The 18,318-nt window shown below is 40.1% G+C and carries 27 protein-coding genes and 1 tRNA gene; 25 read left to right on the top strand and 3 right to left on the bottom strand.

All coding sequences use genetic code 11. The features are described from left to right. The 15 genes from AACV01_RS12220 to AACV01_RS12150 form a co-directional block, all read left to right on the top strand. The coding region (locus AACV01_RS12220; protein ID WP_237585020.1) for a hypothetical protein at window positions 1–245 on the top strand (245 nt) is incomplete at its 5' end. Window positions 246–312: 67 nt separating this feature from the next. Then, window positions 313–1,254 carry a cell envelope biogenesis protein TolA gene (locus AACV01_RS12215; protein WP_161682993.1) on the top strand — a complete coding sequence of 314 codons (942 nt, stop codon included), beginning with the start codon at window positions 313–315 and terminating at the stop codon, window positions 1,252–1,254. A 55-nt stretch (window positions 1,255–1,309) separates the two neighbouring features. Further along, the gene (locus AACV01_RS12210; protein WP_167755252.1) at window positions 1,310–1,465 is read left to right on the top strand and encodes a hypothetical protein; all 156 of its coding nucleotides are present in this window, start codon (window positions 1,310–1,312) and stop codon (window positions 1,463–1,465) included. Window positions 1,466–1,511: 46 nt separating this feature from the next. Next, a complete protein-coding gene (locus AACV01_RS12205; protein WP_237585026.1) occupies window positions 1,512–1,727 on the top strand; it encodes a hypothetical protein in 216 nt (71 codons plus the stop codon). Then, complete coding sequence (locus AACV01_RS12200) at window positions 1,724–1,945, top strand: hypothetical protein (protein WP_064497312.1); 222 nt, start codon at window positions 1,724–1,726, stop codon at window positions 1,943–1,945. Before AACV01_RS12205 ends, AACV01_RS12200 begins: the two co-directional genes overlap by 4 nt. Further along, window positions 1,942–2,760, top strand: coding sequence for a PD-(D/E)XK nuclease-like domain-containing protein (locus AACV01_RS12195; protein ID WP_143475389.1), 819 nt, complete (start codon window positions 1,942–1,944; stop codon window positions 2,758–2,760). The genes AACV01_RS12200 and AACV01_RS12195 overlap by 4 nt, the downstream gene beginning before the upstream one ends. After that, window positions 2,753–3,574, top strand: coding sequence for a recombination protein RecT (recT, locus tag AACV01_RS12190; RefSeq protein WP_161682991.1), 822 nt, complete (start codon window positions 2,753–2,755; stop codon window positions 3,572–3,574). Before AACV01_RS12195 ends, recT begins: the two co-directional genes overlap by 8 nt. Then, window positions 3,564–4,100, top strand: a complete 537-nt coding sequence (locus tag AACV01_RS12185; protein WP_161682989.1) for a single-stranded DNA-binding protein — start codon at window positions 3,564–3,566, stop codon at window positions 4,098–4,100. The genes recT and AACV01_RS12185 overlap by 11 nt, the downstream gene beginning before the upstream one ends. Before the next feature lie 50 nt (window positions 4,101–4,150). Further along, on the top strand, window positions 4,151–4,309 hold the full coding sequence (locus AACV01_RS12180) for a hook protein (RefSeq protein WP_161682987.1): 159 nt from the start codon (window positions 4,151–4,153) through the stop codon (window positions 4,307–4,309). A gap of 35 nt (window positions 4,310–4,344) precedes the next feature. Further along, window positions 4,345–4,638, top strand: coding sequence for a cyclic-phosphate processing receiver domain-containing protein (locus AACV01_RS12175; RefSeq protein ID WP_058336225.1), 294 nt, complete (start codon window positions 4,345–4,347; stop codon window positions 4,636–4,638). Beyond that, complete coding sequence (locus tag AACV01_RS12170; protein WP_143475238.1) at window positions 4,631–4,945, top strand: hypothetical protein; 315 nt, start codon at window positions 4,631–4,633, stop codon at window positions 4,943–4,945. The genes AACV01_RS12175 and AACV01_RS12170 overlap by 8 nt, the downstream gene beginning before the upstream one ends. Further along, window positions 4,938–5,174 (top strand): hypothetical protein, encoded by a 237-nt coding sequence (locus AACV01_RS12165; protein WP_161682985.1) that lies wholly within the window; start codon window positions 4,938–4,940, stop codon window positions 5,172–5,174. Before AACV01_RS12170 ends, AACV01_RS12165 begins: the two co-directional genes overlap by 8 nt. A 155-nt stretch (window positions 5,175–5,329) precedes the next feature. Further along, entirely contained in the window at window positions 5,330–5,503 is a 174-nt protein-coding gene (locus tag AACV01_RS12160; protein ID WP_164484702.1) for a hypothetical protein, read from the top strand. Further along, window positions 5,496–5,831 (top strand): phage protein NinX family protein, encoded by a 336-nt coding sequence (locus AACV01_RS12155; protein ID WP_161682984.1) that lies wholly within the window; start codon window positions 5,496–5,498, stop codon window positions 5,829–5,831. Before AACV01_RS12160 ends, AACV01_RS12155 begins: the two co-directional genes overlap by 8 nt. Further along, the gene (locus AACV01_RS12150; RefSeq protein ID WP_161682982.1) at window positions 5,821–6,366 is read left to right on the top strand and encodes a phage N-6-adenine-methyltransferase; all 546 of its coding nucleotides are present in this window, start codon (window positions 5,821–5,823) and stop codon (window positions 6,364–6,366) included. Before AACV01_RS12155 ends, AACV01_RS12150 begins: the two co-directional genes overlap by 11 nt. 191 nt (window positions 6,367–6,557) lie before the next feature. On the opposite strand, the gene AACV01_RS12145 is transcribed toward AACV01_RS12150, so the two are convergent. Next, window positions 6,558–6,716: a hypothetical protein gene (locus tag AACV01_RS12145; RefSeq protein ID WP_161682980.1), complete on the bottom strand. Its 159-nt coding sequence runs from the start codon at window positions 6,714–6,716 to the stop codon at window positions 6,558–6,560. Window positions 6,717–6,878: 162 nt separating this feature from the next. On the opposite strand from AACV01_RS12145, the gene AACV01_RS12140 reads away from it, so the two are divergent. After that, window positions 6,879–8,036 (top strand): tyrosine-type recombinase/integrase, encoded by a 1,158-nt coding sequence (locus AACV01_RS12140; protein ID WP_063073711.1) that lies wholly within the window; start codon window positions 6,879–6,881, stop codon window positions 8,034–8,036. A gap of 21 nt (window positions 8,037–8,057) precedes the next feature. Here the strand turns inward: AACV01_RS12140 and AACV01_RS12135 are convergent. Then, window positions 8,058–8,134, bottom strand: a tRNA-Arg gene (locus AACV01_RS12135). A 190-nt stretch (window positions 8,135–8,324) separates the two neighbouring features. Between AACV01_RS12135 and folD the strand changes: the two genes are divergently transcribed. From folD to fruK, 3 genes are all read left to right on the top strand, one after another. After that, window positions 8,325–9,197, top strand: coding sequence for a bifunctional methylenetetrahydrofolate dehydrogenase/methenyltetrahydrofolate cyclohydrolase FolD (folD, locus tag AACV01_RS12130; RefSeq protein ID WP_060554830.1), 873 nt, complete (start codon window positions 8,325–8,327; stop codon window positions 9,195–9,197). A 3-nt stretch (window positions 9,198–9,200) separates the two neighbouring features. After that, window positions 9,201–9,413, top strand: a complete 213-nt coding sequence (gene ybcJ, locus AACV01_RS12125; RefSeq protein WP_004244244.1) for a ribosome-associated protein YbcJ — start codon at window positions 9,201–9,203, stop codon at window positions 9,411–9,413. A gap of 636 nt (window positions 9,414–10,049) precedes the next feature. Next, the gene (fruK, locus tag AACV01_RS12120) at window positions 10,050–10,991 is read left to right on the top strand and encodes a 1-phosphofructokinase (protein ID WP_004244246.1); all 942 of its coding nucleotides are present in this window, start codon (window positions 10,050–10,052) and stop codon (window positions 10,989–10,991) included. 64 nt (window positions 10,992–11,055) lie between these two features. Here fruK and cysS read toward each other — a convergent pair whose 3' ends face one another. Beyond that, window positions 11,056–12,447: a cysteine--tRNA ligase gene (gene cysS, locus AACV01_RS12115; protein ID WP_004244247.1), complete on the bottom strand. Its 1,392-nt coding sequence runs from the start codon at window positions 12,445–12,447 to the stop codon at window positions 11,056–11,058. Between the two features lie 391 nt (window positions 12,448–12,838). On the opposite strand from cysS, the gene ppiB reads away from it, so the two are divergent. From ppiB to AACV01_RS12085, 6 genes are all read left to right on the top strand, one after another. Next, window positions 12,839–13,333 (top strand): peptidylprolyl isomerase B, encoded by a 495-nt coding sequence (ppiB, locus tag AACV01_RS12110; RefSeq protein WP_004244249.1) that lies wholly within the window; start codon window positions 12,839–12,841, stop codon window positions 13,331–13,333. Window positions 13,334–13,345: 12 nt separating this feature from the next. Beyond that, the gene (locus AACV01_RS12105; protein ID WP_020946116.1) at window positions 13,346–14,068 is read left to right on the top strand and encodes a UDP-2,3-diacylglucosamine diphosphatase; all 723 of its coding nucleotides are present in this window, start codon (window positions 13,346–13,348) and stop codon (window positions 14,066–14,068) included. A gap of 132 nt (window positions 14,069–14,200) precedes the next feature. Further along, window positions 14,201–14,722 (top strand): 5-(carboxyamino)imidazole ribonucleotide mutase, encoded by a 522-nt coding sequence (purE, locus tag AACV01_RS12100; protein ID WP_020946117.1) that lies wholly within the window; start codon window positions 14,201–14,203, stop codon window positions 14,720–14,722. Next, window positions 14,719–15,786, top strand: a complete 1,068-nt coding sequence (gene purK / locus AACV01_RS12095; protein WP_060554831.1) for a 5-(carboxyamino)imidazole ribonucleotide synthase — start codon at window positions 14,719–14,721, stop codon at window positions 15,784–15,786. The genes purE and purK overlap by 4 nt, the downstream gene beginning before the upstream one ends. Before the next feature lie 123 nt (window positions 15,787–15,909). Continuing rightward, the gene (locus tag AACV01_RS12090) at window positions 15,910–17,178 is read left to right on the top strand and encodes an MFS transporter (RefSeq protein WP_004244255.1); all 1,269 of its coding nucleotides are present in this window, start codon (window positions 15,910–15,912) and stop codon (window positions 17,176–17,178) included. Between the two features lie 77 nt (window positions 17,179–17,255). Further along, window positions 17,256–18,281 carry a mechanosensitive ion channel family protein gene (locus AACV01_RS12085; protein WP_020946119.1) on the top strand — a complete coding sequence of 342 codons (1,026 nt, stop codon included), beginning with the start codon at window positions 17,256–17,258 and terminating at the stop codon, window positions 18,279–18,281. Window positions 18,282–18,318: the final 37 nt, after the last annotated feature.

Below are 18,318 nucleotides of genomic sequence, written 5' to 3'. Positions count from 1 at the left end.
TGGGAAAAATGACATTCGTAGTTGAGTATGAAGATGGCAAGGAGCCGTCTGTAAACGCAGGAACGGAGATATTAGGCGGTAAGTTGTTATCGGTTGGATTTGATGATTATAAAGATAAAAAACTAACTAGAGATGAAATTAACGCAATAAATTACGCGTTAAATTTTAGCGAGTTCAGAGAAGCTTGTGAAGAGTTCGAAGTTGACTATGACGAACTCGTCGATAAGTTAGATTCCTCTCTTTAGCAGTAACCCACCACTTAATCATTCATATCGCTATTAATAGTTGGCACGCACATAAGGAACATAGGAAATGGCAAATGAATTAGTCGTAATTGAACAAGCAACGGCGCTAGATTTGTTTACAGCACCAGAAAAAGTAAATCAGATGCTGGAGCACATTAAGTCTCTTGCAGAAGAAGAGCGAAAAGAACTCGATAGCGATTTTTCGGTAGCTAAAAACCGAAAGGCTTTTGCATCTCTGGCGTACAAAGTTGCTCAAACAAAAACGTATATCGACAAGGAAGGTAAAGCAGTTGTCGATAAGTTAAAAGAGCTACCCAAAAAAGTTGATGCTAGCCGTAAGATATTTCGTGACGAACTAGATGCATTAAGCACAGATATTCGCAAGCCACTAACAGAGTGGGAAGCTCAAGAAAAAGCTCGCGAAGAAGCCGAAGCGCTTAAGAAGCAAATCGAAGTTGATCATGAAGAAGCTCTGCAAATGAACGAGCTGTTTGATTTACGCAAAGCTGAAGAAGAGCGCAAACGCATTGCTCGTGAAGAAGAAATGAAGCGACAAGCTGCGGAACAGGCAAGACTTGAAGCTGAGCGCAAAGCACAGCAAGAAATTGAAGCAGCAGCTAAACGTGAGCGTGAAGCAAAAGAAGCCGCTGAACGTGCAGAGCGTGAAAAGCAGGAAGCAATTCAACGTGCAGAACAAGCAGCAAAAGAAGCCAAGGAAAAGGCAGAGCGCGATGCTAAAGAAGCACTGGAGCGAGCCGAACGAGAGAAGAAACTAGCTATCGAAGCTGAGCGTAAGAAAGTACAGGAAGCAGAACAAGCGCGATTAGCAGAAGAAGAACGTAAGCGTCAGGAAGAAGCTAAACGTCAGGCTGATAAGGAACATCGCCGCAAGTACAACCAAGAAACATTACAAGCCTTAGTAAGTAACGGATTTGATGAAAAATTAGCGACTGAATTTATTAAGTTAGTTGCAAGTAAACAAATTCCTCATATGACAATGAACTACTAATACCCACCGCACCAACACCAGATAACCACCCTATCGCTCACCTAGCGAGGTAACAATGAAAACTAACTATTACAGCGCTATGCGTGATTGCATGGCGGTGCGTATCACTACGCCTCAAGCACGTAAAAATAAACGCACAAGCCCATGGTTGTTCAGTTTAGCTGTGGTCATTGTGACAACCATTGGCGTAATACCAACATTTGTAAGTTGAGGTGATTATGCAAATTTCATACAGCTACTCGAACGGAACTCGGGTAATGGACGGCAAAACAGTCATGGAATTTGACGAAAGTAGCAAACTTAGCATTGAGACGGGAAGTTTCGCTGAGCTGGCTAAATTAACGGAAATTGACCCAGTGGAAGCCCTGCAATGGATTATGCAGTTCGACAAGGAAGAGATTGACAGGATTGTCAATGAAGCAAGCAAGGATGCCACTATTTCTAAGCTAGCTCTGCTAAGGAGGGTTGCGTGAATCCTTACCATGAACTTGACGCAAGGGAAGAACGCAAACAAGAAGAAGCATCATGGATTGATGCAAAGGACGCTGAGTTAAGTAATGTCGCATTTAATGTGGTTGATGGATTACCAAAGGATATTACCAGTCAATGGAGTGACAGCGTTTTCGATATGACAATTGATGGTCTTTACAAGGAGTTAAAGAACTATCAGGAACGTAGGAGGATGTCGTGAAACCCGGTATCTATTACGACATTTCAAATGAGGACTATCACCATGGATTAGGAATCAGCAAATCTCAGCTGGATTTAATAAGTGAGGTTCCCGCTAATTTCGTCTGGCAAAGGGATGCGCCAGTTGATGAAGAAAAAATAAAGTCACTAGATTTCGGGACCGCTATCCACTGTCTTTTGTTAGAACCTGATGAATACAGTAAGCGATACAAGATAGGTCCTGATGTAAATAGACGGACCAACAAAGGGAAAGAAGAAGAAAAGGAATTTCTCGAAATGTGTGAAAAGGAAGGTATCACACCAATCACTCATGACGATAACAGGAAGTTACTACTCATGAGGGACAGTGTAATGGCATACCCTCCTGCTAAATGGTGTTTGGAAGCTAACGGAGTAGCTGAAAGTAGCATTTATTGGAACGACGAAGATACGGACATTCTTTGTCGTTGCAGGCCAGATAAACTCATTCAAGAGCACCATTGGATTGTTGATGTAAAAAGCTCTGCTGACATTCAACGATTTGACCGTTCCATGTACGAATATAGATATCACGTACAGGACTCTTTTTATTCTGATGGATATAAATCATTAACAGGCGAATCCCCTGTTTTTGTCTTTCTCGTTGTTAGCACGACTATCGACTGCGGTAGATACCCCGTTAGAGTCTTCAATTTAGACCAACAAGCAAAAGATATTGGTCGAACAACCTACAAACAAAATTTAAGAACGTATGCAGAATGCCTAAAAACGGATGAATGGGCAGGCATACGTACATTATCACTGCCCTATTGGGCTAAGGAATTAAGGAATGAGTAACCCACCATTAGCTCAAGCTGACTTACAAAAAACACAAGGTACAGAGGTAAAAGAAAAAACCAAAGATCAGATGTTGGTTGAGTTTATCAATAAACCAAGCATGAAAGCTCAGCTAGCGGCCGCCCTTCCTCGTCACATGACACCGGATAGAATGATCCGAATAGTATCAACGGAAATCAGAAAAACACCAGAATTAGCTAATTGTGATATGCAAAGTTTTGTTGGTGCAGTAGTGCAATGTTCGCAATTAGGATTAGAGCCGGGCAACGCGCTTGGGCATGCATATATATTGCCTTTCGAGAAAAAGAGAAAACAAGGTAATCAGTGGGTAACCGTTAGGACTGATGCGCAGTTAATCATTGGCTACCGAGGAATGATTGATTTGGCTCGTCGCTCAGGGCAAATAGTAAGCATATCAGCAAGAACGGTAAGGCAAGGTGATAGTTTTCACTTTGAGTATGGACTGAATGAAAACCTAACACACGTACCGGGTGAAAATGAGGACTCGCCCATTACACACGTTTACGCTGTTGCACGATTGAAAGATGGCGGTGTCCAGTTTGAAGTTATGACGCATAACCAAATTGAGAAAGTCAGAGCATCAAGTAAAGCAGGACAAAATGGCCCTTGGGTTTCTCACTGGGAAGAAATGGCGAAGAAAACCGTTATCCGTCGCTTATTTAAATATCTGCCAGTCTCTATCGAAATGCAGAAAGCGGTCATTTTAGACGAAAAAGCAGAGGCTAATGTAGACCAAGAGAATGCAACTATTTTTGAAGGAGAATATGAGGAGGTAGGTACTGATGGCAAGTAAAGGCGTTAACAAAGTTATTCTCATCGGCCACTTGGGGCAAGACCCTGAAATCCGTTATATGCCAAGTGGTGGTGCAGTCGCTAATCTCACACTAGCTACATCGGAATCGTGGCGTGATAAACAAACCGGTGAGATGAAAGAGAAAACCGAATGGCATCGTGTGGTCATTTTCGGCAAATTAGCAGAAATTGCAGGTGAATATCTGCGTAAAGGTTCACAAGTGTATATCGAGGGTTCTCTTCAAACTCGTAAATGGCAAGACCAAAGCGGACAAGACCGATACACAACGGAAGTTGTTGTGAATATCGGTGGAACAATGCAGATGTTAGGTGGTAACGGTGGTAATCAGGCAGGAAGCCAGAAGCCACAGTCTCAAGGATGGGGTCAACCTCAGCAACCGCAAGCACCAAAACAAGCATCGAGTAATCAAGCGCCGCAAAGTGAGCCGCCTCAAGATTGGGATGATCCTATACCTTTTGCCCCTATCGGACTCCCCTACCCACGCCACGCTATTTATGTGATTTAACCAAAGGATATAACCATTACTGAGTGCAAGGACGCAAACAGGAGATAGATATGACTATTGAACAGTTACAAGAAGAAAACGCGAAGTTGAAACAAGCGATTATCAACATTTACACAAACACGGAAGAAATAACACTCAATGGTGAAGATGGCTATTACGCAGTAAAGCAAGAGATTATCGATGATGTTATTGATTTAACGGAAGATTAATTTAACTCGCAGGGATGCAATGAAGAGGAATGAATATGAAAGTCTATCTCGACGACGAGCGCATAACGCCAGATGGATTTGTGCGTGTTTACTGGCCCGATGAAGCCATTAAATTACTTGAAACTGGCGAGGTTGAGCTAATTAGCCTAGACCATGATTTAGGTGATGATGAACGCGGCACGGGCTACGACGTTTTATTATGGATAGAAGAACAAGTTTATTTAAATGGATTTAAAGCGCCTGAAATTATTGTTCATTCTTCTAATTCATCAGCGCGTCATAAAATGGAATTAGCAATTGCAAATATTAAAAGGTGGAGTGATGGATAAATCAAGGCAGCAATTTGAAGAGTTTATTAAATTTCACATGGACGACGAGGAAATAAACAATAAATTCGAAACAGCAAATAACGGATTAAATTACGCTGACCAATATGTTGACTTAATGTGGATTGCGTGGGAAGCATCACGCGAAAGTGATGAGCCAGAAATTAAACATCACCAACTAAGAGAGCTCGTTAATACTGCGAGAGATACGGCAATTAAATATCAAGGGTGTCAATGCTTACGTTCAGCGTTAGAAGCATCCATAAGAAACAGCTTAACAAGCAATGGAGTGAAAATAAAAGATGAATAAAAATGAGCTTCAAGTATTAATCGATTATACCAAAGGCATGATTGCAGATAATAAGGAGCCAGAAAAGAAAGTTATTGTTGCATTGTGTGATGAGCTGGAGAGAGTTATTAGTAAATATCCAGTCGGTTTTGCTTCTGAAAAAGAACTTAGAAATTTAAATATTAAATTTACTACGCTACATCCATTAAAAACTAGCTACCATAATATACCACTCTATCGTTTAGATTAAATATGAAACTAATATCGGATATGTATTACTCATGCTAATACAGGATTCTGCTGTACCTGTTACGGAAGATATATACACGCAATCGGAATGCAATCAACGTGCTGAATATTTAATGTCAGTGAGGAATGTTGAAGTTGTTTGTGGAGAGGTATGGAATGAAAGATAAATATAGTGTGAACTTACAAGGCTACGAGGAAGAAGGTTTTGAAATTGAACCGACAATAAAAGATAAATTTAATTTAAAATCTCCATCGTGGGATATATCAATAACAAAGCAGGACTTAGTTAATATTAAGCTCATGATAGAGGAGATATTAGAAAGTGAATAAATACACCGAACTATCTGATTTCGAGATTAATAAAAAGGTTGCTGAAAAGTTAGGTGCAGAATGGTTTGTTACAACCACTGTGTGGGATGAATTGGTTGTCATGGTGGGTAGTAAGTGCTTCAAACCTTGCAATAACCCATCCGACGCAATGCCGATTATTATTGAAAACTTGATATCGTTAATGTCAGATATGTCAGAGGATAGAGAGTCAACTTGGTGGTGTGCAAGTGATATTTCAAATGGAATCACATCGAGATATAAATCGAACCCATATCGCGCAGCTATGGAGGTATTCTTAATGATCAAGGATGCGGAGAATGAAAGCTGATTATGGAGGTAGTCATACACCAAAGGAACTGCGTGATAGATGGGAAACTCCCCTACCTTTGTTTACGCCATTGGACGCTGAATTTGGTTTTTATTTAGATGCCGCTGCCGATAAAAATAATGCTCTCTGTTCTCATTACCTCACCGAAAAAGACGACTCGTTGAATTGCGACTGGGAAAGTTACGGAGCTATTTGGGTGAATCCGCCCTATTCAGATATTCAGCCATGGGTAAACAAAGCCGCTGAGCAATGCAAAAAGCAATTACAGCCTGTTGTTATGTTAGTTCCTTCTGATACTTCTGTGGGTTGGTATGAATCAGCATTAGAAACAGTTGATGAAGTAAGATTAATTACGGGAGGTCGAATATCTTTTATTAATGCAGAAACAAAAAAGCCAGTTAGCGGAAATAATAAAGGTTCTATGTTTTTAATATGGCGACCTTATATAACTCCTCGCAGAATAATCAATACTGTAAATAGAAATTATTTATTAAATATCGGCAATAAAATATTAAATGAATGGAAAATAGCATAGGTGAATTATGACATTTACTGAATTTTCAGGGTTAATAGCACTATGTTTAGTAATTTATTTAATTGAAACAGGGTAAGCGTAATTATGGGCATTATCGACTCAGCAAATGAAACAAACGAATTATATATTCAAGTGTCGTTATTAAAACGCAGGGCAACAATAAAATCATACAACGGCATGTGCATCTGGTGTCACCAAGAACCGGTAGCACCTAATAGCGCATATTGCAGTAAAGATTGCGGTGATGACCATGAGCAGTATAAACGGAAAAATGGATAGGAGAATGAAATGGAAGGGATGACCATGCCAAGAAAAGAAGCTGCCGCATATATTGGTATATCAGAAGACACACTCTCTCGTTGGTGCAAGCTAGGATTGATTGCATACACAAGAAAGGACCCATCAAAGAAAAACTCGCCATATCTATTTACGAGAGCTGCGTGTATTGCGGCAGCTAATAAATCAATTCACAATATACCAGTGAACGCTGGTGAGACACGAGAGGGAAAATCATGTCTTTATTCAGAAGAGGTAAAATATGGTACGGAAACTACACGACGCCAAGCGGTAAAAGAATCAAGGAGTCTCTTGGCACAGAGGACAAGAAGCTCGCGCAGGAGTTGCACGACACAAGAAAGGTCGAGTTATGGCGCATAGAACGTCTTGGTGACTTTCCTGATGTTACTTTCGAAGAGGCTATAGTTCGATGGATTGAAGAGAAAGCAGACAAAAAATCACTGGATGACGATAAAGGTCGGCTTTCTTTTTGGTTAGATCACTTTGAAGGTTACCGACTTAAGGATATTACAGAAGCAAAAATATATTCCGTTATCAATAAGATGGTAAACAGAAAAGCAAGGGAGAGATGGGAAAAACAAGCGGAATCAGCCAAAAGAAAGGGAAAGGAAATCCCTGCATTTACTGATGTCCCTGTCAGTAACGCAACCAAAGCAAAGCATCTCGCCATCATGAAATCTCTGTTAAGAGCTGCTGAACGTGACTGGAAATGGTTAGAAAAATCTCCCGTTATCAAAGTTCCAACAATCAGAGAAAAGCGGGTTCGGTGGTTAGAACATCATGAAGCTAAAAGACTGATTCAAGAATGCCCTGAACCACTGAAATCCGTAGTTACATTTGCATTGGCCACTGGATTAAGGCGATCCAATATTATCAATTTAGAGTGGAGTCAAATTGATATGCAAAGGAAAGTTGCATGGATAAACCCAGAGGATAGCAAATCAGGCCAAGCAATTGGTGTTGCTTTAAATGACACTGCTTGTCAGGTTCTTAAGGAACAAATAGGAAACCATCACAAGTGGGTATTTGTTCATACTGAATCAAAGAAGAGACCAGACGGAACATTAACACCAAGCGTTAGAAAAATGCGAGTTGATTCTAACACAGCATGGAGAGCAGCGTTAAAAAGAGCAGGAATAGAAAACTTCCGCTTTCATGATCTGCGCCACACATGGGCGAGCTGGTTAATTCAGTCCGGAGTTCCGCTTTCAGTATTACAAGAAATGGGCGGATGGGAATCAGTTGATATGGTTAGAAGGTATGCTCACCTAGCGCCTAATCATTTAACTGAACATGCAAAGCAAATAGACAGTATTTTTGGCACTTGTGTCCCAAATACGTCCCACTTAAGAAAAGTAGAGAATTTAAAATGAGTGTAAGTTATTGATTTTAAATGGTACGCCCTACAGGATTCGAACCTGTGACCTACGGCTTAGAAGGCCGTTGCTCTATCCAACTGAGCTAAGGGCGCCTAGAGGGGAAATAGACGTTAGCATTTATGCTGATAACGGGTGTGAATTATACTTTCAACATTCTGAGAGTCAACGATTTTTCCACAAAATCAAACTAGATGGTTAAAATATGGTAAGTAATCAACTGACAGATTGCTTATGATCTGACAAAATAGAGCAATACCATAATTGAATAATTTGGATGTATAGATGTCAGCAAGAATTATAGATGGGAAAACGATTGCGCAGACCATCAGAAGTGAAGTGGCAGAAAAAGTAAAACAACGTATTAAGGTAGGAAAACGTGCACCGGGTTTAGCGGTTATTTTAGTCGGTGATAACCCTGCATCGCAAATCTATGTTGCTAGTAAACGTAAAGCTTGTGATGAGGTAGGATTTATCTCTCGCTCTTACGATCTACCGGATACTACAAGTGAAGCAGATTTACTCAATCTCATTGATACTCTAAATGAAGATAATACTATTGATGGTATTTTAGTGCAGCTCCCTTTACCTGCGGGAATTGATAACGTCAAAGTATTAGAACGTATTCATCCTGATAAAGATGTTGATGGCTTCCATCCTTACAATATTGGTCGATTGTGCCAACGTGCACCTAAGCTACGTCCTTGCACCCCTCGTGGTATTGTCACACTCTTAGAGCGTTGCAATATTCCAATGAATGGCTTAAATGCGGTAATTATTGGTGCTTCAAATATTGTTGGTCGCCCAATGAGTTTAGAGCTACTGCTTGCAGGCTGTACAACGACTGTCACTCATCGTTTTACTAAAGACTTACGTTTTCATGTTGAACATGCTGATTTGGTGGTTGTGGCAGTTGGTAAACCTAACTTTATTCCTGGTGAATGGATAAAACCTGGCGCTATTGTCATTGATGTCGGTATTAATCGCCTTGAAAACGGTAAAGTGGTTGGTGATGTTGATTTCGCACAAGCCTCTCAACGCGCGGGGTGGATCTCCCCTGTTCCGGGTGGTGTAGGTCCAATGACTGTAGCGACTTTGATTCAAAATACGTTGCAAGCCTGCGAAGAATATCACGATCCTGATATAGGAAATAATTAATCAATGGAAACATTTCAATTAGATGGTCACCCCTATGTAGAACTGTGTGATCTATTAAAACTCCAAGGCTGGACAGAAAGCGGAGCCGCTGCAAAAAATATTATTGCTGAAGGCCTCGTTTGCGTTGATGGTGAAGTAGAAACACGTAAACGCTGTAAAATTACTGCCGGTAAAGTCGTCACACTCGGTGAGTTTGCTGTCACTGTCAGCAACTAGTTCAGCTAATCATACTCGTTACTCAAGCGTTACTCTTTAGTAACGCTTTTTTTATCTTTCCACCCTTTTTTTACTAAACACGCTATTTTTCGAGCTTTTATTTAAGCCTGTAAAATTAGTGGACTAATCCATTGATTTTAAATTGATTTAATTGCATCAATTTAAGATAATAATAGTAGGTTATTATTTTTGCTATTCATATCAGTGATAATACTTTATCTCGCTTCAGCACATTAACGCTTTGATAAAGAATAAGTTAAATATTGATTACATAACCTATTATTTTTTATATAAATAATACTTAGTCTGCTAGTAGTAAGAATTTCAGCAACCTTATTCCGTTGGATGATTTTTACGTATTAATAATCGCTTTAATATGCTAAAACGTGATTTAGATCTAACTTTTCCTTTGTTTTATTAGGCAAAAGAACATTGTTTATACTAAATTAGACATTATAGTTTGAAACGATTCAGCCTGATAATAAAGTATGAAGCGTTATTTTTAATTTTTATGTTGTATTTGATCCTTAATCTAATAGGAGTTCTTATGTTTAACCTACCAATCCAAGGTGTCTCTCTGCTTTTCTTGCAACAGAAAAGTGATACCTATGATTTTACTACAGGTAAGGTACAAGCATGAGACGTCGAGTCGCTACCATTACATTAAATCCTGCTTATGATCTTGTGGGATTAAGTACCCCTATTGAATTGGGTGAAGTTAACCGAGTAACAACGGCGGGATTTCATGCTGCCGGTAAAGGTATCAATGTAGCCAAAGTATTAAAAAGCCTTGGTATTGATGTCACTGTTGGCGGTTTTTTAGGTAAAGAGAATCAAGATGGCTTTCAAAAAGAGTTTAGTGAAGCCGGGATTGCTAATCGCTTCCAAATGGTTGAAGGTCGCACCCGTATCAATGTCAAACTGACTGAACCCAGCGGTAAAGTAACTGATTTTAACTTTTCAGGGTTTGAAATCACTAAACAAGATTGGACTCGTTTTGTAAATGACACGCTCAGCTGGGCGGGTCAATTTGATATGATTTGTGTCAGTGGAAGTGTACCACCTAGTATTGATTTAAATGATTTTACTGCTTGGATGAAGCGACTACGTAGCGAATGTATGTGCCTTATTTTTGATAGTAGCAGAGAAGCATTTGTCGCGGGGTTAAAAGCGTTACCTTGGTTAGTAAAACCCAATCATCATGAACTAGAAATTTGGGCAGGTAGACCCTTACCTGAGCTCTCTGACGTGGTACAAGCCGCCCATGAATTACGCCAGCAAGGTATTGCTCATGTTGTTATCTCGTTAGGTGAACAAGGCGCTATGTGGGTTAACGCCTCTGGTGCGTGGATGGCAAAACCGCCTAAATGTGATGTGGTCAGCACAGTAGGTGCCGGTGACTCTATGGTGGGTGGGTTGATTTATGGTTTGATGATGAGGCAAACCAGTGAACATACCTTACGTCTTGCTACAGCAATTTCAGCTCTTGCCGTCAGTCAAACCAATGTTGGAATAACTGATCGTGAACAATTGGCAAGAATGATGACCGAAGTTGAATTAACGCCACTAAAAATCTAAAAAAATATCGGATAATGATTACCCGATATTTTTGACTTTATTGCTTTATCAATAGGTAGCAATATTAGCTATTACGACGCCATGTTGTACCTTGTGGGCCATCTTCTAATACAATCCCCATTGCTGTTAAAGCATCACGAGCGGCATCCGCAGCTGCCCAATCTTTATTCTTACGAGCATCATTACGTTGTTGAATTAACGCTTCAATTTTTTCTACTTCATCAGCATCGTCTGCTTGCGCACCACTTTGTAAAAAGTGTTCTGGTTGTTGCTCTAATAGGCCTAATACTTTGGCTAATTTACGCAATACCGCTGCTAAACCATTAGCCGCCTCCATATTGACGGTTTTTAAGCGATTCACTTCGCGTGCTAAATCAAATAACACAGAATAGGCTTCTGGTGTATTGAAATCATCGTTCATTGCTTCAATAAACTGCGCTTCAAACGCTTCACCACCAGCAGGTTGAGCATTTGCATCAGTGCCACGTAAAGAAGTATATAAACGCTCTAATGCGGTACGCGCCTGTTTTAAGTTCTCTTCGGTATAATTTAGTTGGCTACGATAGTGTCCTGATAATAAGAAATAACGTACCGTTTCAGCATCGTAATAGGCAAGAACATCACGAATAGTAAAAAAGTTATTCAGTGATTTAGACATTTTTTCTTTGTCTACCATCACCATACCGGAATGCATCCAATAATTAACATAAGGACCATCATGAGCGCAGGTTGATTGTGCAATTTCATTTTCATGATGCGGGAACATTAAATCTGAACCACCGCCATGAATATCAAAATGATGACCTAATTCTTTACCATTCATGGCTGAACATTCAATATGCCAGCCTGGTCGCCCTTCTCCCCATGGTGATGTCCAACTTGGTTCACCGGGTTTTGACATTTTCCAAAGCACGAAATCCATAGGATTGCGTTTTACGTTAGCGACTTCAACCCGAGCCCCTGCTTGTAGTTGCTCTAAATCTTGGCGAGAAAGCAAGCCATAATCCGGATCGGTATCAATGGCAAACATCACATCACCATTTTCTGCTACATAAGCATGACCACGTTTAATTAATGTCTCGGTAAGAGCAATAATTTCTGCAATATGATGTGTGGCTCGTGGCTCTGAATCAGGGCGTAAGATATTCAATGCATCAAAATCTTTATGCATTTCCGCTAACATACGTGTCGTTAATTGTTCGCAAGTTTCATTATTTTCAATCGCACGCTTGATGATTTTATCATCCACATCGGTGACATTGCGCACATAATTCACATCATACCCTAAATAACGTAAATAGCGGGTTATGGCATCAAATGCCACAAATGTACGTCCATGACCAATATGACATAAATCATAAATAGTGATGCCACACACGTACATACCTATTTTTCCTTTATGGATAGGTTTAAATTCTTCTTTTTGTCGAGTAAGAGTATTAAAAATCTTTAGCATCAGAGGACGTTCCCATTTTTAACTGTACGTGTTGATTACGTATTTATGTATATAAAATAACGACTACAGCGATAAAAATAACCACATAACATTACCTTTATAAGGGTTTTAATGCCTAAACTCAAAGGTAATCCAATTAATAGCCTCTTATATTACTCTGCTCTGCGTTTATTTTCACTGTTCAATCGTTAACAGTAAGGCGCCAAATTGAGTTTATTGGTGAAATAATTGGCGAAAAATGTTTTCTATTACTATTTTCGCGCTTTTTAGCCTGAAAGTCGCCATGAACAAAAGATGAATACTGACTAAATAAGGTAACTGTGGTATAAAAAAACGGTCTATTGTTTCAGCCCACATCTGGGTAAAACTAAAATTATACTAGGATCTGAATATGGTTACTTTTCATACCAATTACGGCGATATCGTGATTAAAACATTTGCAGATAAAGCACCTGCAACCGTAGAAAATTTTTTAGATTACTGTAAAGAAGGGTTCTACGATAACACTATCTTCCACCGTGTTATTAATGGTTTTATGATCCAAGGTGGTGGTTTTGAACCTGGTATGAAGCAAAAAGAAACTAAAGCCCCGGTAAGAAACGAAGCAAACAACGGTCTTGCCAATAATCGTGGTACATTAGCGATGGCTCGTACCAACGATCCACATTCTGCAACAGCACAATTCTTTATCAACGTAGCAGATAACGACTTCTTAAACTTCCGTGCAGAAAATGCCAATGGTTGGGGATATTGTGTATTTGCTGAAGTTGTTGAAGGCATGGATGTTGTAGACAAAATCAAAGCCGTTTCTACTGGTCGCAGTGGTTTCCACCAAGATGTTCCTCGTGAAGATATTATCATTAACAGTGTTACTGTTAGCGAATAAGTAGCGCTTTTTATGTGCACCCTGTTTATTGCAGATCTGCATTTAAGTGAGCACGAACCGGCAATTACTGCCGGTTTTCTTCGCTTTTTACAAGAGCAAGCTATCCACGCAAATGCACTTTATATTTTGGGCGATTTCTTTGATTTTTGGATTGGTGATGATGATCCTAATCCACTACACCAGCGCATAGCCCAAGCATTAATGGCATTAAAAAATGCGGGAGTGCCCTGCTATTTTATTCATGGTAACCGCGATTTCTTAATCGGCTCTCGCTTTGCAAAAGAGAGCGGAATGACACTGCTACCACAAGAAAAAGTGCTTGAGATAGAGCAACATCGCATTTTAATCTTACATGGTGATACGCTTTGCACCGATGATGATGCCTATCAACGCTATCGTAAAAAAGTCCACAATAAGTTTATTCAACGCTTATTCCTACTCCTTCCTCTGACCATTCGATTACGTATTGCTAAAAAAATGCGCTCTCGTAGTCAAAGTAGCAACCAATACAAATCTGAAGCGATAATGGACGTTAATACTCAAGCCGTTATCAATACCTTTAAACAATTTAATACCCAATGGATGATCCACGGTCATACTCATCGACCGGCTATCCACACTGTCGACATTGATGGGAAACCACATTATCGAGGTGTATTAGGAGCTTGGCATACGGAAGGCTCAATGTTTAAAGTCACCTCAGATAAAATCGAACTGATCCAATTTCCATTTTAAATAGATGATACTTTTTCGGCTATTGTAGCATATTTTTCTTTACGCAAACGTTTTCCTTGACGTGTTAGCGTGATACTATCATGCTCAGTTTCTCTGGCTATATCCGTTTATGCTTACAGGAGCAGTTAAGTAATGTCTTCTCAAGTTGGTCTCAATATCTCATCCCCTCGTATCGCCATTGTGATGGGTTCGAAAAGTGACTGGGCGACAATGTGTCATGCCGCAGAAGTCCTAGACGCGTTACAACTTCCTTACCATGTTGAAATTGTTTCCGCACACCGAACACCGGATAAATTATTTCGTTTCGCAGAACAGGCCAAAGAGAATGGTTTTGACGTGATTATTGCGGGTGCTGGCGGTGCTGCACATTTACCGGGGATGTTGGCAGCCAAAACCTTAGTTCCTGTATTAGGGGTTCCTGTACAAAGTGCTGCATTAAGTGGTGTTGATAGCCTTTATTCTATTGTACAAATGCCGAAAGGTATTCCCGTTGGCACACTGGCTATTGGTAAAGCGGGGGCTGCTAATGCCGCGCTACTTGCCGCACAAATTTTAGCATTACACTCTGCTGATATTTTTAATGCATTAACACAATGGCGAGCAACACAGACACAAGAAGTCCTTAATCACCCTGATCCAAGGGAGGCGCTATGAAGCCGGTTTGTGTTCTTGGTAATGGACAGTTAGGTCGAATGTTACGTCAAGCGGGTGAGCCATTAGGTATTGCGGTATATCCCGTGGGGCTTGATGCTGAACCCGAAGCGGTACCTTATCAAAAGAGTATTATTACCGCAGAAATTGAACGTTGGCCGGAAACTGCATTAACCAATGAGTTAGAGCACCATGCTAACTTTATTAACCGAGATATTTTTCCATTACTCGCAGATCGCTTACCACAAAAACAACTCCTTGATGAGCTTCATTTAGCGACGGCACCTTGGCAACCATTAACTTCGGCTGAGCAATGGCCTGAGCTATTCAATCAGCTAGGGGAATTTATTATCGTTAAACGCCGTGTTGGTGGTTACGACGGACGAGGTCAATGGCGGATACACCCAGGTGACGAACAACAATTACCAGCCGAAATATATGGTGAATGTATTGTCGAACAAGGTATTCCTTTCTCTGGAGAAGTCTCTTTAGTTGGTGCAAGAAATCATCAGGGGGATTGTGTTTTTTATCCACTCACTCACAATCTTCATCAAGATGGCATTTTACGCATGAGTGTTGCGCTACCAAATCCTCCCGAGGCATTACAACAATTAGCAGAGGATATGCTTAGCAAGATCCTCAATAAACTAAATTATATCGGTGTAATGGCGATGGAATGCTTTATTGTCGGTGATAAATTACTGATTAATGAACTCGCGCCTCGCGTCCACAACAGTGGTCACTGGACACAAAATGGTGCTTCTATTAGCCAGTTTGAACTTCACTTACGTGCTATTCTTGATTTACCGATGCCCAAACCTGATGTTTGCCAATCGGCGGTAATGGTTAATCTTATTGGAACAGAGATCGACACCAAATGGCTATCATTACCTTTAGTTCATCTACATTGGTATGAAAAAGAAGTGCGTCCAGCCCGCAAAGTAGGGCATCTAAACTTAGTACATAATAACCATCAAGCTCTACAAAAGACCTTAAGTGCATTAAGTCCCCTGCTCGATGAAGCCTATCAATATCCGATTAAATGGGCGCTAGAAAAATTAAGCTAGCAGTCCGACTCAGAAAGTTAGAGAATAATAGCCTTTAAATGTACTGGCCTGTGAATACAAGGCCAGTTATTCGCTATTTTTTCCTGAACATTCAGGATACTGCACCCGTTCTATGGAGTCAGGATGCCAGTCACGCAACAAAATTTTGGTCCTATCTATCAGTGGAGCATACTGATACTGCTAGGTTTAGTGTACTTTCTCGCTACCGCAACAACATTTACCTCTTTAGGTGTGGTTCTACCTAGTATGATAGCTGAACTAGAGTGGAACTGGACACAAGCTGGCCTTGGTTTTACTTTATTGGGCTTAACCTGTGGACTTGCGAGCTTTTTACCCACTTTACTTATCCGTAAATTAAACGTCCGCTTCACACTCCTCATTGGACTGATTATTTTTGTCAGTGGATTCTATTTTCTATATGAAACCAATACCATCACACGCTACTTTCTTGGTACCGCCTTACTTGGGGTAGGTTTTACGCTATTAGCAACCGTACCGGGCACTTACGTGCTATCGCGTCTATTTGAAAAACAGTCTTTTGCTTTTGGTGTCTATTTTACTATTGGTGGATTGGGAGGGGTTGCAGGCCCTTGGATCTATTTTTTAGCCACACACCTTTGGCACACATGGCGTATGCATTGGCTCATTTCAGCTATTATTCTATCAATTATTACCCTGCTGACTATTTTAGTATTACGAGAAGGCTCAGCAGAAAAAGCGCATGCGAAAAAAATCAGTCAATTACAAAGTAGCAAACGTATTTATCAAACCAAAGCGATATGGACCGCACGTCATGCTTTACGAACATGGCAATTTTATGTCATTGCTGCCACTTACACCGCTTTTCTATGGTGCGGGATCACAGTAAATAGTTTTGCAGTTGCACATATTATTGAAAATGGTTTTAGTGAAACTATTGCTGCAACGCTACTGAGCACCATGGCTTTTATCAATGCATTCTCACGATTAGCCGGTGGGGCGATTGGGGAATGGTTAGAGCCAAAAAAATTACTGATTGCCAGCTTAACGATTATTATTATCGGTCTATTAGCACTGAGTATGGCTAATAGTTGGATCTACCTAATGCTATTTACCCTTTGTGTGGGGATTGGTTATGGTATGACCTTCTTAGCCTCAAGTGTGTTACTGGCTAACTATTTTGGTCGCGCACCTTATTTAGAACTATTTTCGGTGATGAACCTGATCTCAACATTGGCCTGTTTAGCCCCCTTCTTTGCTGGGGCTATTAAGGATATTTCAGGCAGCTTCACACCTGCATTTTTAATTCTCACTATCCCTGTTTTAGTTATTTTGGTGATCACACTATTTATGCGCCCACCAATTTATCCTAACTTCCAACATGCCAGTGAGAAACATAATGCGCCAAGATAAAAATAAAACCGCAAATCTAGTTTAGAAATCCAATCAATATTATAGAGAAGCGGTTTTAGCGAGGAGAGATCGAGCAGATGAATGAAGAATTAATCATGAAATACTCAATTGGTATCGGCATAGCTTTGGCGTGTTTTATCGCCTTTCTTGCCATATCTTTTTTACATGATAAACAAAAAAAACGTCGTAGAAACATAATTATTCACATCATCCAAGCTATTTTGCTTTGTAGTTTAGTGGCTATTATAAGCCAATATTGTGAAATGGCGGTGGTAGATTTTAAACTACACTTTATCTCTTTTCAGATGATTAATTTCTTTAGCTATCTTGCTATCGCATTAATCCTGATGAGAAAATTTTTCTTACTCATTAATTTATTAGAAAAATCACAAATTAAAAAAGGCAGTGATCCTACCTCAGCCCGTATTATTTCGCGTATATTTAAAATCACTCTTCTTGTCATCATGATCTTACTGTTCGGTGAGCATTTTGGCATGAGCTTATCGGGCTTAATGACATTTGGTGGCTTAGGCGGTATTGCCATTGGTATGGCAAGTAAAGACGTTATGAGTAACCTTTTTTCAGGTGTTATGCTCTATTTTGATCGCCCTTTTAACATTGGTGATTGGGTACGTTCACCCGATCGCAATATCGAAGGAACTGTTGTTGAGATTGGCTGGCGTATCACGAAGATAATGACCTTTGATCATCGCCCGTTATATATTCCAAACTCAGTATTTTCCTCCATTAGTGTTGAAAACCCCGGCAGAATGACCAATCGACGTATTGAAACAGAATTAGGGTTACGCTATGAAGATTCGGACAAAGTTGGGGTTATTGTCGAAGATATCCGCACGATGCTACAACAAAACGACAAAATCGACACCAAACAGACTTTATTGGTCTATTTTAATCAATTCGCCGATTCATCATTAAATATTATGGTGTACTGTTTTACCAAAACCACAGTATGGGCAGAATGGTTAGATGCGCAGCAAGAAGTTTATTTAAAAATGATTGATATTGTGCATCAACATGGCGCTGACTTCGCCTTCCCATCACAAACTGTATATATTGAAAAATCATCGCCTGTATCACCATAAGCATCCGATAAAAAAATGCTGATATCCGTTCGATATC

The organism is Proteus sp. G2609, from assembly GCF_963896135.1.
Taxonomy (GTDB): Bacteria; Pseudomonadota; Gammaproteobacteria; order Enterobacterales; family Enterobacteriaceae; genus Proteus; species Proteus mirabilis.
Note: the sequence above shows the minus strand (reverse complement) of the source record. Positions and strands in the feature narration are given on the sequence as shown.

Coding starts and splice junctions, on each gene's coding strand:
- AACV01_RS12215 (WP_161682993.1), top strand. CDS start 313: ATGGCAAATGAATTAGTCGTAATTGAACAAGCAACGGCGCTAGATTTG.
- AACV01_RS12210 (WP_167755252.1), top strand. CDS start 1,310: ATGAAAACTAACTATTACAGCGCTATGCGTGATTGCATGGCGGTGCGT.
- AACV01_RS12205 (WP_237585026.1), top strand. CDS start 1,512: ATGGACGGCAAAACAGTCATGGAATTTGACGAAAGTAGCAAACTTAGC.
- recT (WP_161682991.1), top strand. CDS start 2,753: ATGAGTAACCCACCATTAGCTCAAGCTGACTTACAAAAAACACAAGGT.
- AACV01_RS12185 (WP_161682989.1), top strand. CDS start 3,564: ATGGCAAGTAAAGGCGTTAACAAAGTTATTCTCATCGGCCACTTGGGG.
- AACV01_RS12180 (WP_161682987.1), top strand. CDS start 4,151: ATGACTATTGAACAGTTACAAGAAGAAAACGCGAAGTTGAAACAAGCG.
- AACV01_RS12175 (WP_058336225.1), top strand. CDS start 4,345: ATGAAAGTCTATCTCGACGACGAGCGCATAACGCCAGATGGATTTGTG.
- AACV01_RS12170 (WP_143475238.1), top strand. CDS start 4,631: ATGGATAAATCAAGGCAGCAATTTGAAGAGTTTATTAAATTTCACATG.
- AACV01_RS12165 (WP_161682985.1), top strand. CDS start 4,938: ATGAATAAAAATGAGCTTCAAGTATTAATCGATTATACCAAAGGCATG.
- AACV01_RS12160 (WP_164484702.1), top strand. CDS start 5,330: ATGAAAGATAAATATAGTGTGAACTTACAAGGCTACGAGGAAGAAGGT.
- AACV01_RS12150 (WP_161682982.1), top strand. CDS start 5,821: ATGAAAGCTGATTATGGAGGTAGTCATACACCAAAGGAACTGCGTGAT.
- AACV01_RS12140 (WP_063073711.1), top strand. CDS start 6,879: ATGTCTTTATTCAGAAGAGGTAAAATATGGTACGGAAACTACACGACG.
- folD (WP_060554830.1), top strand. CDS start 8,325: ATGTCAGCAAGAATTATAGATGGGAAAACGATTGCGCAGACCATCAGA.
- ybcJ (WP_004244244.1), top strand. CDS start 9,201: ATGGAAACATTTCAATTAGATGGTCACCCCTATGTAGAACTGTGTGAT.
- fruK (WP_004244246.1), top strand. CDS start 10,050: ATGAGACGTCGAGTCGCTACCATTACATTAAATCCTGCTTATGATCTT.
- cysS (WP_004244247.1), bottom strand. CDS start 12,447: ATGCTAAAGATTTTTAATACTCTTACTCGACAAAAAGAAGAATTTAAA.
- ppiB (WP_004244249.1), top strand. CDS start 12,839: ATGGTTACTTTTCATACCAATTACGGCGATATCGTGATTAAAACATTT.
- AACV01_RS12105 (WP_020946116.1), top strand. CDS start 13,346: ATGTGCACCCTGTTTATTGCAGATCTGCATTTAAGTGAGCACGAACCG.
- purE (WP_020946117.1), top strand. CDS start 14,201: ATGTCTTCTCAAGTTGGTCTCAATATCTCATCCCCTCGTATCGCCATT.
- purK (WP_060554831.1), top strand. CDS start 14,719: ATGAAGCCGGTTTGTGTTCTTGGTAATGGACAGTTAGGTCGAATGTTA.
- AACV01_RS12090 (WP_004244255.1), top strand. CDS start 15,910: ATGCCAGTCACGCAACAAAATTTTGGTCCTATCTATCAGTGGAGCATA.
- AACV01_RS12085 (WP_020946119.1), top strand. CDS start 17,256: ATGAATGAAGAATTAATCATGAAATACTCAATTGGTATCGGCATAGCT.